Origin of the sequence: Pseudomonas sp. KB-10 (assembly GCF_018221585.1) — a bacterium.
Taxonomy (GTDB): Bacteria; Pseudomonadota; Gammaproteobacteria; order Pseudomonadales; family Pseudomonadaceae; genus Aquipseudomonas; species Aquipseudomonas yangonensis.
In genome coordinates this window covers 457,916-470,970 of the sequence record NZ_QYYB01000004.1, presented here as the reverse complement: position 1 = coordinate 470,970, position 13,055 = coordinate 457,916, and the positions used below count along the sequence as shown (strand labels likewise).

Genomic DNA, 13,055 nt, shown 5'->3' with positions numbered 1-13,055 from the left:
TCATTTTTTGGGGTGAATCACCTTGGCCAAGATCCTCGTAGTCACTTCCGGCAAGGGTGGCGTCGGTAAAACCACCACCAGCGCTGCCATCGGTACCGGCCTCGCCTTGCGCGGGCACAAGACCGTCATCGTCGACTTCGACGTCGGCCTGCGTAACCTCGACCTGATCATGGGCTGCGAACGCCGCGTGGTGTACGACTTCGTCAACGTGGTCAATGGCGAAGCCACCCTGACCCAGGCCCTGATCAAGGACAAGCGTCTCGAAAACCTCTACGTGCTGGCCGCCAGCCAGACCCGTGACAAGGACGCACTGACCCTCGAAGGCGTCGAGAAGGTCATCAACGAGCTGTCGCAGAATTTCGAATACGTGGTCTGCGACTCGCCAGCCGGTATCGAAAAAGGTGCTCACCTGGCGATGTACTTCGCCGACGAAGCCATCGTCGTGACCAACCCGGAAGTGTCCTCGGTACGTGACTCCGACCGCATGCTCGGCCTGCTGGCGAGCAAATCGCGCCGCGCCGAGAAAGGCGAGGAGCCGATCAAGGAGCACCTGCTGCTGACCCGCTACAACCCCGAGCGCGTCACCAAGGGCGAGATGCTCGGCGTCGAAGACGTCGAAGAAATCCTCGCCATCCGCCTGCTCGGCGTGATCCCCGAATCCCAGGCCGTGCTCAAGGCGTCCAACCAGGGCATCCCGGTCATCCTCGATGACCAGAGCGACGCCGGCCAGGCCTATAGCGACGCAGTCGACCGTCTGCTCGGCAAGGACGTGCCGCATCGCTTCCTGGATGTGAAGAAGCAGGGCTTCCTGCAGCGCCTATTTGGAGGTCGAGAATGAATATTTTTGACTTCTTGCGTTCGCGCAAGAAGGAAACCACCGCATCCATCGCCAAAGAGCGCCTGCAGATCATCGTTGCCCACGAACGTGGTCAGCGCAGCCAGCCGGACTACCTGCCTGCCCTGCAGCAGGAGCTGGTGGAAGTGATCCGCAAGTACGTGGCCATCGAATCGGATCAGGTTCAGGTCGCGCTGGAGAACCAGGGCAGCTGCTCGATCCTGGAGCTGAACATCACCCTGCCGGATCGCTGATCGATTCTGGCCACACGCACGGCGGCTTCGGCCGCCGTGTTCGTTTGTAGTCACCGATAGCCTGTAGGAGCGAGCTCTGCTCGCGAATATCGGTAACCTGCATTTTTCGCGAGCAGAGCTCGCTCCTACCAGACCGTTGCGAACGCCCCATGCCGCTAAGCCAGATCGAAATTCTCCACCAGGACGCCGCCCTGCTGGTGATCAACAAGCCCACCCTGCTGCTCTCGGTGCCTGGCCGCGCCGATGACAACAAGGATTGCCTGGTCACCCGCCTGCAGGAAAACGGCTACCCCGAGGCGCGCATCGTGCATCGGCTGGACTGGGAAACCTCCGGCATCATTGTCCTGGCCCGCGATGCCGACAGCCACCGCGAGCTGTCCCGGCAGTTCCACGACCGTGAGACCGAGAAGGCCTACACCGCGCTGTGCTGGGGCCAGCCCGAGGCAGACAGCGGCAGCATCGACCTGCCGCTGCGCTACGACCCGCCGACCAAGCCGCGCCACGTGGTCGACCACGAACTGGGCAAACACGCCCTGACGCACTGGCGCATCATCGAGCGCTGCGGCGACTGGTGCCAGGTCGAGCTCACCCCCATCACCGGCCGTTCGCACCAGTTGCGCGTGCATATGCTGTCCATCGGCCACCCGCTGCTGGGCGACCGCCTCTACGCCCACGAGCAGGCGCTGGCCGCCCATGAGCGGCTGTGCCTGCACGCCAGCATGCTCGCCCTCACCCACCCGCAAACAGGCGAACGCATGCGCTTCGAGTGCCCGGCGCCGTTTTGAGCCCAAGAGATGACCGACAAGCTGTACTACGATCGCACGCAAGGTGCTCCTGCCTGGCCAATGCTTCTGATGGCTTTGGAGAAAAGCCGTAACACAGCGGGATTTGCCATAGATCTAGGCTGCGGAGCCGGACGCGATACTTTGGAGCTGCTGCGTCGAGGCTGGGAGGTACTTGCCATTGATCGCGAAGAACAAGCTATTGCTCGCCTGTACCAGCAGATACAAGTGGATCAGGCATCAAGACTGACGACGCTCTGCGAACAATTCGAAGACTGCGAATTACCACCAGCTGACCTGATCAACAGTGCCTTCGCCTTACCATTCTGTCTTCCTGCGGAGTTTCCCCGCGTCTGGCAACGCATATGCTGCGCCCTGAAGCGTGACGGGCTTTTCTCTGGCAATTTCTTCGGCCCTAACGACGACTGGGCGAGCGGCGACTTAAGCATTTTCGACAGACAATCGGTAGAAAACCTCTTTGCCGGTTGGGAGCTGATCCACTTTGAGGAAATTGACCGTCAGGGGAGCACGGCTCGCGGCCATACCAAGCACTGGCATCTGTTCTCAGTGGTAGCGCAACGATAACAAGCTTGAACTCCGTGCCAGATAGCCCGCAACTATCGCTCCAAACGAGTGCACGGCCGGCACAGGGCGATGCAAATTGGTTACACTCGCGCCATCGTTGCCCGGAGTCCCTATGCGCGAAGAACTGATCCAAGGCCTGCTCGATTTTCTCAACGCCTCGCCGACCCCTTTCCACGCTACCACCAGCCTGGCCATGCGCCTGGAAGCCGCCGGTTATCGTCACCTCGACGAACGCGCGCCCTGGCACGTTGAGGCCGGCGGTCGCTACTACGTAACCCGCAACGACTCCTCGATCATCGCCTTCAAGCTGGGCAAGCGCCCCGCGGTAGAGGGGGGCATTCGCCTGGTCGGCGCGCATACCGACAGCCCCTGCCTGCGCGTCAAACCCAGCCCCGAACTGCAGCGCCAGGGCTATTTCCAGCTCGGCGTGGAAGTCTATGGCGGCGCCCTGCTCGCGCCCTGGTTCGACCGTGACCTGTCGCTGGCCGGCCGCGTGACCTATCGCCGCGACGGCAAGGTCGAGAGCCAGCTGATCGACTTCTACCAACCCATCGCCGTGATCCCCAGCCTGGCCATCCACCTCAACCGCGAGGCCAATCAGGGTTGGGCGATCAACCCGCAGAACGAACTGCCGCCGATCCTGGCCCAGCTCGCCAGCAGCGAAACCGCCGACTTCCGCGCCCTGCTCGCCGAGCAGTTGGCCATGGAACACGACTTCAACCCGGACGCGGTACTGGATTACGAGCTGAGCTTCTACGACACCCAAAGCGCCGCCATCGTCGGCCTCAATCAGGACTTCATCGCCAGCGCGCGCCTGGATAACCTGCTGTCCTGCTACGCCGGCCTGCAGGCGCTGATCGACTCGGACGATGATGAAACCTGTGTGCTGGTCTGCACCGACCATGAAGAAGTGGGCTCCTGTTCGGCCTGCGGTGCCGACGGGCCCTTCCTCGAGCAGGTGCTGCGCCGCGTGCTGCCGGGTGGCGACGATTTCGTCCGCACCATCCAGCGCTCGCTGCTGGTCTCGGCGGACAACGCCCACGGCGTGCACCCCAACTATGCCGACAAGCACGACGGCAACCACGGGCCCAAGCTCAACGCCGGCCCGGTGATCAAGATCAACAGCAACCAGCGCTACGCCACCAACAGCGAAACCGCCGGCTTCTTCCGCCACCTGTGCCTGGAGAACGAAGTGCCGGTGCAGAGCTTCGTGGTGCGCAGCGACATGGGCTGCGGCTCCACCATCGGCCCGATCACTGCCAGCCAGCTCGGCGTGCGCACGGTCGACATCGGCCTGCCCACTTTCGCCATGCACTCGATCCGTGAACTGGCCGGCAGCCACGACCTGGATCACCTGGTGAAAGTGTTGACGGCTTTCTATTCCAGCCCTGAACTCCCCTGAGGTTCTGACGCGATGATCGAACATATCCGCAACAGCCTGCTGGAGGCCCAGCGCGCGCTGGAGGCCTTTCTCGCCAACGAACAGACCCTGGGCAATATCCAGAAGGCCGCCGAACTGCTGGTCGAGAGCTTCGAGAACAAGGGCAAGGCCTTTTCCTGCGGTAACGGCGGCTCGATGTGCGACGCCATGCACTTCGCCGAGGAACTGACCGGACGCTATCGCAAGAACCGCCCCGGCATCGCCGCCGTATCGATCAGCGACCCCAGCCACATCAGCTGCGTGGCCAACGATTTCGGCTACGACTTCATCTTCTCGCGTTATATCGAGTCGCACGGCCGCGAAGGTGACGTGCTGATCGCCATCAGTACCAGCGGCAAGAGCCCCAACGTGGTCAAGGCCGCCGAAGCCGCCAAGACCTTGGGCGTAAAGGTGATCGCCCTGACCGGCAAGCCCGGCTCGCTGCTGGAAAGCCTGGCCGACGTGTGCATCTGCGCCCCCGGCGGCGACTTCGCCGACCGCGTGCAGGAACTGCACATCAAGACCCTGCACATTCTGATCGAGCTGATCGAACGCAAACTGAGCCCGCAGAACTACGCCTGAACACCGTAGCCCGGATGCAATCCGGGAGTTTTTTGCCCCCGGATTGCATCCGGGCTACGCGACTGGCGGGCTGAAGCCCACCCTACTCGACTTCCGCTCAGGCGCTGCGCAGGCGCTTCGGGGTCAGCCCCATGTAGCGGCGCATGGCCGTAGTCAGGGCGCTCTGGCTGGAAAAGCCGCATTCCTCGGCGATGCGCACCAATGGCAGATTGCTCTCGCGCAGCATGCGCGCGGCGCGGTCTAGGCGGGTCTTGAGCAGATACTGGTGCGGCGTGAGCCCAACACTGTCCTTGAACTGAGCGTGGAAGTGGCTGGGGCTGAGGCACATCTCGTGCGCCAGTTCGGCGACACTGATGCGCCGCGCCAGATGCTCACCGATGTAGTCGTCCAGACGCTGCAGATCCAGCGTGCCCTGTGGCTGCCGACGCTGCTCGCCGAACAGGCGCAGGTGCAGGGCGCGCAGCAGGACACCACCGAGAGAACGCGCCAGTATCGAATCGCTGCCATAGCGCTCCAGCTCGGCGCCGGCATAGGTCAGCAGGTGCTGGAAATCCACATCGAGGGCGGGATAACGCGGCGTTTCGAACAGACGATGGAGCAGCTCCAGGTCTTCGCTGGGGGTGTCCTGCTCGTCCAGATCGAGAATCAGCATGCGGTTGTCGCCCATGCCGGCGAACTGGTGAGCGGCATCACCCGGCACCAGACACGCACGCATCCGGCAGACCTCCCCACCGCGACCGCCGACCTCAAATTCGGCGCGGCCCACCAGGGACATCACCAACTGATGATGATCGTGGGCATGTTCATGAGCCTGTTCATCCAGGCGAATCACACGGGCTTGCAGCATCGCTAAAAACTGGCGGCACGGAACAAGGGTTGCACTTTACTCCTTTCCCGACAAAAACGCCGCAACCACCTATCAGCGAAACGGTTGCACCTATAGCAACCTGAATCCAACCCCAGCTGACCGCCATCGAGTCGCCTAGCCAACTTGAGATATCAATGCGCAACCACCTTGTGTGAAGCGTTGAAAAAATCCCCAGGTCGCCCCATGTAGCTTCCAACGTACACGCAAAGGTGCTCCATGAACGATCAGGACAACACGCCGGAAGCTGTCGAAGTTCACGTCCAAGCCAGCAGTACTGGCCTGGTACTGCCCGCGCAGCAGTTCCCGGACAAGCTCTACATCATCCCCATTCACAACCGCCCTTTCTTCCCGGCGCAGGTGTTGCCCGTGATCGTCAATCAGCAGCCCTGGGGCCGCACCCTGACGCGCGTCGGCAATACCGAGCACAAGTGCATGGCGGTGTTCTTCGTCGACACCCCGCCGGACGAGCACGGCGAGTTCGATCTGGACAGCCTGCCCGAGCACGGCACCCTGGTGCGCGTGCACCATGTCAGCGAGGAAGGCGGCAAGCTGCAGTTCGTCGCTCAGGGTCTGACCCGCGTACGCATCCGTGGCTGGCTCAGCCGCCGCGGCCCGTATCTGGCCGAAGTCGAATACCCACAGGCCCACAACGACCCGCGTGACGAGGTCAAGGCCTACGGCATGGCGCTGATCAATGCGATCAAGGAACTGCTGCCGCTCAACCCGCTGTACAGCGAGGAGCTGAAGAACTACCTCAACCGCTTCAGCCCCAACGATCCGTCGCCGCTCACCGACTTCGCCGCCGCGCTGACCACCGCGCCAGGCCACGAATTGCAGGAAGTGCTCGATACCGTGCCCATGCTCAAGCGCATGGAGAAGGTGCTGCCGCTGCTGCGCAAGGAGGTCGAAGTCGGCCGCCTGCAGAAGGAGCTGTCGGCCGAGGTGAACAAGCAGATCGGCGAGCGCCAGCGCGAGTTCTTCCTCAAGGAGCAGCTCAAGCTGATCCAGCAGGAGCTGGGCATCAGCAAGGACGACAAGAGCGCCGACCGCGAGGAATTCCTCGCCCGTCTAGAAGGCAAGACCCTACCTGCGCCTGCGCAAAAGCGCATCGACGAGGAGCTGAACAAGCTGTCGATCCTCGAGACCGGCTCGCCGGAGTACGCCGTCACGCGCAACTACCTGGACTGGGCTACCGCCCTGCCCTGGGGCGTCCACGGCCAGGACAAGCTCGACCTCGGCCGCGCGCGCAAGGTGCTGGACAAGCACCACGCCGGCATGGACGACATCAAGCAGCGCATCACCGAGTTCCTCGCCGTCGGCGCCTTCAAGGGCGAGATCGCCGGCTCCATCGTGCTGTTGGTGGGCCCACCTGGCGTGGGCAAGACCAGCATCGGCAAGTCCATCGCCGAATCCCTCGGCCGGCCGTTCTATCGCTTCTCGGTCGGCGGCATGCGTGACGAGGCGGAAATCAAGGGTCACCGCCGTACCTACATTGGCGCCATGCCCGGCAAGCTGGTGCAGGCACTGAAGGAAGCCGAGGTGATGAACCCGGTGATCATGCTCGACGAGATCGACAAGATGGGCACCAGCTACCAGGGCGACCCGGCCTCGGCGCTGCTGGAAACCCTCGATCCGGAGCAGAACGTCGAGTTTCTCGATCATTACCTGGACCTGCGCCTGGACCTGTCCAAGGTGCTGTTCGTCTGCACCGCCAACACCCTCGACTCCATCCCCGGCCCGCTGCTCGACCGCATGGAAGTGATCCGCCTTTCCGGCTACATCACTGAGGAAAAGCTGGCCATCGCCAAGCGCCATCTGTGGCCCAAGCAGCTGGAAAAGGCCGGCGTGCCTAAGGCGCGCCTGTCCATCAGCGATGCGGCGCTGCGCGCGGTGATCGAAGGCTATGCCCGCGAGGCCGGCGTACGCCAGCTGGAGAAGCAGCTGGGCAAGCTGGTGCGCAAGTCGGTGGTCAAATTGCTGGAAGATCCCGAAGCGAAAATCCGCATCGGCACCAAGGATCTGGAAGAAACCCTCGGCATGCCGGTGTTCCGCAACGAGCGGGTGCTGGCCGGCGTCGGCGTCATCACCGGCCTGGCCTGGACCAGCATGGGCGGCGCCACCCTGCCGATCGAGGCGACGCGCATCCACACGCTCAACCGCGGTTTCAAGCTTACCGGCCAGCTCGGTGAGGTGATGAAGGAGTCGGCGGAGATCGCCTACAGCTACGTCAGCTCGCACCTCAAGCAGTTCGGCGGCGACCCGAGCTTCTTCGACCAGGCCTTCGTCCACCTGCACGTGCCGGAAGGCGCCACGCCCAAGGACGGCCCCAGCGCCGGCATCACCATGGCCAGCGCCCTGCTTTCGCTCGCACGCAACCAGGCGCCGAAGAAGGGCGTAGCCATGACCGGCGAGCTGACCCTCACCGGCCAGGTGCTGCCCATCGGCGGCGTGCGCGAGAAGGTGATCGCGGCACGCCGGCAGAAGATCTTCGAGCTGATCCTGCCGGAGGCCAACCGCGGCAGTTACGAGGAGTTGCCGGACTATCTCAAGGAAGGCCTGACCGTGCACTTCGCCAAGCGCTATGGAGATGTGGCGAAAGTGCTGTTCGACTAAACAGGCCCAATGTAGGAGCGAGCTCTGCTCGCGAATGTCGGCGAACCTGAAAGCTTCGCGAGCAAAGCTCGCTCCTACAGCAAACCGCGCGCCTCGACGGTCGCCACCGACAAGCCGATGCGGCTATGCTGGGCCAGGTTTCGTCGACTGGAGTTCGTCATGTACGCCACCTTGCGCCTGCTTACCCTGCCCGCCCTGGCCTTGCTCACGGCCTGTGCTCATCAATCCGGCACGCTGGAGCTGAAGAAGGATCGGCAATGCCCGCTGACGCTGAACAAGGGTCAGCAACTGATCCTCAGCCTGCCCAGCAACCCCACCACCGGCTTTCGCTGGGAGGTCCGTGATGGTGCGGCGAACGTGCTGCAAAGCCTCGGCCCCGAGGTCTACAGCAACCCGGAAGACGCCGGAGTGGTGGGCGCTGGCGGTATTTCAACCTGGCGCTTCACCGCTCGCGAAGCCGGCGAGGGCCGCCTGCTGCTGACCTACCAGCAGCCGTGGGAGCCAAACGTGCCGCCCGCGGAAACCTTCGACTGTGAATTGCGGGTGAAGTGAGCGGAATTGCTTCTGTGGGAGGGGCTTTAGCCGCGACGACTCGACAATCGCCGCTGAAGCGCCTCCCACGGTTCCGTGCCACCACCTATTCATTGGCGGTTTGCACATGCTCTACAGGCTGAAAACGAACAAGGGGCGCTCATGCGCCCCTTCGCTCACGCGCTTCGCGGCTGAAGCCGCTCCTACATAGGCCGCGTACGCCTCTGACTGTAGGAGCGGCTTCAGCCGCGAATGCTGCTATGCGGAGGCTCAGCTCTTGAGGCGGTAACCGGTCTTGAAGATCCAGCCCACCAGCGCGATGCACAGCAGCAAAAAGCCCAACACCATGGCCAGGCTGAAGCCGACATTGACGTCGGAGACGCCGTAGAAGCTCCAGCGGAAGGCGCTGATCAGGTACACCACCGGATTGAACAGGGTCACCGTCTGCCAGGCGGGCGGTAGCATGCTGATCGAGTAGAAGGCGCCGCCGAGGAAGGTCAGCGGCGTGACGATCAGCGCCGGGACGATCTGCAGCTTTTCCCAGCCATCGGCCCAGACGCCGATGATGAAGCCGAACAGGCTGAAAGTCAGCGCCGTCAGCACCAGAAACGCCGCCATCCAGATGGGATGCTGGATTTCGAAATCGACGAACAGCCTTGCCGTGAGCAGAATGACAACGCCAAGAATCACCGACTTGGTCGCTGCCGCACCGACATAACCGATCAGAATCTCCAGATAGGAAACCGGCGCCGAGAGGATCTCGTAGATGCTTCCCGAGTATTTGGGCATGTAGATGCCGAACGAGGCGTTGGAAATGCTCTCGGTCAGCAGCGCCAGCATGATCAGGCCCGGGATGATGAAAGCGCCGTAGCTCACGCCCTGCACCTGGGTCATGCTCGAACCGATGGCCGAGCCGAACACCACGAAGTACAGCGAGGTGCTGATCACGGGGGTGGCGATGCTCTGCAGCAGGGTGCGCCAGGTGCGCGCCAGCTCGAACAGGTAGATGGCCTTGATGGCGTACAGGTTCATGCGCGCGACTCCTCCAGCAGTGACACGAAAATCTCCTCCAGCGAACTCTGGCTCGACTGCAAATCCTTGAAGTCGATGCCGTGTTGGGCCAGATCACGCAGCAATTCGGCGATGCCGGTGTTCTCGTGCTGGGCATCGAAGGTGAACACCAGGGCATGGCCCTGATCGGCCAGCTCCAGGCCATAGCGCGCCAGCTCGGCCGGCACGCAGGACAGCGGCTGCTGCAACTGCAGGGTCAACTGCTTCTTGCCCAGCTTGTGCATCAGCACCTGCTTGTCTTCCACCAGAATGATCCGCCCCTTGCTGATCACCCCGATGCGATCGGCCATTTCCTCGGCCTCTTCGATGTAGTGGGTGGTGAGGATGATGGTCACGCCACGCTCACGCAGACGCCGGACCATGTTCCACATGTCGCGGCGCAGCTCCACGTCGACACCGGCTGTGGGTTCGTCGAGGAAGAGAATCTGCGGCTCGTGCGACAGCGCCTTGGCGATCATCACCCGGCGCTTCATGCCGCCGGACAGCTCCATGATCTTGGCGTTGCGTTTGTCCCACAGCGACAGGTCCTTGAGCAGTTGCTCGAGGTAGGCCGGATCGGGCTTCTTGCCGAACAGGCCACGGCTGAACTTGACCGTCGCCCAGACGGTTTCGAACACGTCGCTGACCAGCTCCTGCGGCACCAGGCCGATCTGCGAGCGGGCAGCGCGGTAGTCACGGACGATGTCCTTGCCGCCGACCAGTACCCTGCCCTCGCCCGGATTGACGATGCCGCAGATGATGCTGATCAGGGTGGTCTTGCCGGCGCCGTTGGGCCCGAGCAAGGCGAAGATCTCGCCCTGGCGAATATCCAGATCGATGCCTTGCAGGGCCGGATGCCCGGACGCATAGATCTTGTTCAATTGCGAAATGGAAATGACCGACTGCACGGTGGATGGCCCCTTGCCTGCAGAAAACACCACAGTTTACAGGCACCGACATCAGCGCATGAGAGAAAAAAACGGCGCACTTGTGGTGCGCCGGGGATGCTGCAGGTGAGTTGGGAACGATTACAGCGCTTGTGGCGATGTAACGATAGGCCAGACAGCGCGTGCTACCCGACATATTCAGTGGTGAACAGAACCCTAGGGCGGCTGTAAACCGCCCTAGGGTTGGTGGGTTGCCCCGCTCTACAATGGGGTCAGCAGCTTGCCGGTAGCGATGAAGGCGCGCAGGTTGTCCAGCACCAGATCGGCCATCTGCTGGCGCGTCTCGACACTGGCGCTGCCGACGTGCGGCAGCAGCACCACGTTGTCCAGTTCGCGCAGCGCCGCCGGCACCTGGGGTTCGCGCTCGAAGACGTCCAGCCCGGCGCCGCCAATCACCTTCTGCTGCAACGCCAAGATCAGCGCGGCCTCATCGACCACCGAGCCACGTGCCACGTTGATCAGAAAACCATCCGGGCCCAGCGCTTCGAGCACCTCGGCGTTGATCAGGTGGTGGGTGGCCTTGCCGCCCGGGCAGGTCAGCACCAGGAAGTCCGCCCAGCGCGCCAGCGCCAGCAGATCCGGCTCATGCTGGTAAGGACTGCCCTCGACCGCACGGCGATTGTGGTAACGCACCGGCATGGAGAAACCCGAGGCACGCAGTGCCACCGCCTCGCCGATGCGCCCGAGACCAACGATACCCAGGCGCTTACCGCTGACCCGGCGCGCCAGCGGGAACCCCGTGGTGCTGCTCCAGGCACCGCTGCGCACGAATCGATCGGCCTCGGACAGGCGCCGCGCGCTGTCGATCATCAGGCCCATGGCCAGGTCGGCGACGCAATCGTTGAGCACGTCCGGCGTGGTGCTGAGCACGATGCCGCGATCGCGCAGCAGATCCAGCGGATAGGGGTCGTAGCCGACACCGAAACTGCAGATGGCGCGCAGGTTCGGCAGCAGCGCCAGCTGGTCGGCCGTACAGCCGAACCGCGCCGAGGACACCATGTAGATGAACTGCTCGCCGTGCTCACGCAGGAACGCCAGCGGCTCGGCCTGTTGCCATAGCGCGCTGACCTCGTATTGCTCGGCCAGCTCGCGGTTGAAGCGCTCGCTCAGCGGGCCGACCTGCAGCACCTTGGGTTTGCTCATGGAACCTCCTGTCTCAAACATGCGATTTACAGCAATTTGCCCGGATTCATCAGTCCGGCCGGATCCAGCGCCTGCTTGACGCGGGTCATCAACTCCAGCTCCAGTGGCGCCTTGTAATGCTGCGCGGGCAGGCGCTTGGCCTGGCCCAGGCCATGTTCGGCGCTGATGCTGCCGGCATAGCGCAGGGTCTGGTCGTAGATCACGCGCATGATCGCTTCGCCCTGCGCCTTGAACGCCCCATCCTCGGCGCCGGCTGGCTTGCTGATGTTGTAATGCAGGTTGCCGTCGCCAACGTGGCCGTAGGCGACGATGCGCACACCGGGGAAGGCTTGCTGCAGTGCGGCATCGGTACGTTCGATGAAGTCGGGGATACGGCTGACCGGCACGCTGATGTCGTGCTTGAGGCTCGGCCCCTCATGGTTCTGCGCCTCCGAGATGCCTTCGCGCAGCGCCCACAAGGCGCGCACCTGCGCGTCGCTGGCGGCGACCACGGCATCCAGCGCCACGCCCTGCTCCAAGGCGGCGCCGAGGCCCTGCTCGAGCAGTTCGTTCAGGGGCGCATTGGGCTGGGTGTCGCTCAGCTCGATCAGCACGTACCAGGGATGCGTTTCGGCGAACGGATCACTGACACCGGCGACATGACGCAGGACGAACTCGACGCTTTGCCGCGACATCAGCTCGAAGCCGGTCAGGCGGTCGCCGCACAGCCCGCGCATCTGCCCGATCATCTCGACGGCCGCCTGCGGGCTGGGCAGTGCCACCCAGGCGGTGGTCAGGCTGCGCACGGCCGGGAACAGCTTGAGCACGGCAGCGGTGATGATGCCCAGGGTGCCTTCGCTGCCGATGAACAGATGCTTGAGATCGTAGCCGGTATTGTCCTTGCGCAACCCACGCAAGCCGTCCCAGACGCGCCCGTCGGGCAGCACCACTTCCAGCCCCAGCGTCAGGTCGCGCATGTTGCCGTAGCGCAGCACCGCGGTGCCGCCGGCATTGGTCGCCAGATTGCCACCAACCGTGCAGCTGCCTTCAGCGCCCAGCGACAGCGGGAACAGCCGGCCGACTTCGGCGGCGGCCTCCTGCAGCTGCTGCAGGATCACGCCGGCCTCGACGGTGATGGTGGCGTTGGCCACGTCCACTTCGCGGATGCGCTTCATGCGCGTCAGCGACAGCACGATCTGCGCCCCGGAATCATCCGGAATCGAGCCGCCGCACAGGCCGGTATTGCCGCCTTGTGGCACCAGAGCAACGCCAGCCTGCGCGCACAGGCGTACCACGGCAGCGACCTCCTCCGTCGAGGCCGGGCGCAGCACGGCAGCCGCCTGGCCACGGTAGGCGCCGCGCCAGTCGCTGAGGTAGCTCTGCATGCGCTCGGCGTCAAGGATCAGGCCAGCCTCGCCGACTGCGTCGCGCAAGGCCTGGAGCAGGTCATCGGACAGGCCGCTCAT

The 13,055-nt window shown here is 63.6% G+C and carries 13 protein-coding genes; 8 read left to right on the top strand and 5 right to left on the bottom strand.

All coding sequences use genetic code 11. The features are described 5' to 3' along the window. Nucleotides 1-22 precede the first annotated feature (22 nt). The 6 genes from minD (at nucleotide 23) to lpcA (ending at nucleotide 4,458) form a co-directional block, all read left to right on the top strand. Nucleotides 23-838: a septum site-determining protein MinD gene (minD, locus tag DXK50_RS14030; protein WP_161864568.1), complete on the top strand. Its 816-nt coding sequence runs from the start codon at nucleotides 23-25 to the stop codon at nucleotides 836-838. Further along, complete coding sequence (minE, locus tag DXK50_RS14025) at nucleotides 835-1,089, top strand: cell division topological specificity factor MinE (RefSeq protein ID WP_013714405.1); 255 nt, start codon at nucleotides 835-837, stop codon at nucleotides 1,087-1,089. Before minD ends, minE begins: the two co-directional genes overlap by 4 nt. Before the next feature lie 149 nt (nucleotides 1,090-1,238). Then, the gene (locus tag DXK50_RS14020; RefSeq protein ID WP_212630735.1) at nucleotides 1,239-1,874 is read left to right on the top strand and encodes an RluA family pseudouridine synthase; all 636 of its coding nucleotides are present in this window, start codon (nucleotides 1,239-1,241) and stop codon (nucleotides 1,872-1,874) included. Nucleotides 1,875-1,883: 9 nt separating this feature from the next. Next, nucleotides 1,884-2,456 (top strand): class I SAM-dependent methyltransferase, encoded by a 573-nt coding sequence (locus DXK50_RS14015; RefSeq protein ID WP_212630734.1) that lies wholly within the window; start codon nucleotides 1,884-1,886, stop codon nucleotides 2,454-2,456. A gap of 112 nt (nucleotides 2,457-2,568) precedes the next feature. Beyond that, nucleotides 2,569-3,858 carry a M18 family aminopeptidase gene (locus DXK50_RS14010; RefSeq protein ID WP_024307229.1) on the top strand — a complete coding sequence of 430 codons (1,290 nt, stop codon included), beginning with the start codon at nucleotides 2,569-2,571 and terminating at the stop codon, nucleotides 3,856-3,858. A 12-nt stretch (nucleotides 3,859-3,870) separates the two neighbouring features. Further along, nucleotides 3,871-4,458: a D-sedoheptulose 7-phosphate isomerase gene (lpcA, locus tag DXK50_RS14005; protein ID WP_024307228.1), complete on the top strand. Its 588-nt coding sequence runs from the start codon at nucleotides 3,871-3,873 to the stop codon at nucleotides 4,456-4,458. A 97-nt stretch (nucleotides 4,459-4,555) separates the two neighbouring features. Here lpcA and DXK50_RS14000 read toward each other — a convergent pair whose 3' ends face one another. Continuing rightward, nucleotides 4,556-5,305 carry a helix-turn-helix domain-containing protein gene (locus tag DXK50_RS14000; RefSeq protein ID WP_161864572.1) on the bottom strand — a complete coding sequence of 250 codons (750 nt, stop codon included), beginning with the start codon at nucleotides 5,303-5,305 and terminating at the stop codon, nucleotides 4,556-4,558. A gap of 237 nt (nucleotides 5,306-5,542) precedes the next feature. Here DXK50_RS14000 and lon point away from each other — a divergent pair, with 237 nt between their 5' ends. Then, entirely contained in the window at nucleotides 5,543-7,939 is a 2,397-nt protein-coding gene (gene lon / locus DXK50_RS13995) for an endopeptidase La (protein ID WP_212630733.1), read from the top strand. A gap of 159 nt (nucleotides 7,940-8,098) precedes the next feature. Next, nucleotides 8,099-8,491: a protease inhibitor I42 family protein gene (locus DXK50_RS13990; RefSeq protein ID WP_161864574.1), complete on the top strand. Its 393-nt coding sequence runs from the start codon at nucleotides 8,099-8,101 to the stop codon at nucleotides 8,489-8,491. A 249-nt stretch (nucleotides 8,492-8,740) separates the two neighbouring features. On the opposite strand, the gene DXK50_RS13985 is transcribed toward DXK50_RS13990, so the two are convergent. From DXK50_RS13985 to DXK50_RS13970, 4 genes are all read right to left on the bottom strand, one after another. Further along, entirely contained in the window at nucleotides 8,741-9,502 is a 762-nt protein-coding gene (locus tag DXK50_RS13985) for an ABC transporter permease (protein WP_161864575.1), read from the bottom strand. Then, nucleotides 9,499-10,428, bottom strand: coding sequence for an ABC transporter ATP-binding protein (locus DXK50_RS13980; RefSeq protein WP_161864576.1), 930 nt, complete (start codon nucleotides 10,426-10,428; stop codon nucleotides 9,499-9,501). Before DXK50_RS13980 ends, DXK50_RS13985 begins: the two co-directional genes overlap by 4 nt. A gap of 240 nt (nucleotides 10,429-10,668) precedes the next feature. Continuing rightward, nucleotides 10,669-11,610 carry a 2-hydroxyacid dehydrogenase gene (locus DXK50_RS13975; RefSeq protein ID WP_212630732.1) on the bottom strand — a complete coding sequence of 314 codons (942 nt, stop codon included), beginning with the start codon at nucleotides 11,608-11,610 and terminating at the stop codon, nucleotides 10,669-10,671. Nucleotides 11,611-11,636: 26 nt separating this feature from the next. Further along, nucleotides 11,637-13,055: an FAD-binding oxidoreductase gene (locus DXK50_RS13970; protein WP_212630731.1), complete on the bottom strand. Its 1,419-nt coding sequence runs from the start codon at nucleotides 13,053-13,055 to the stop codon at nucleotides 11,637-11,639.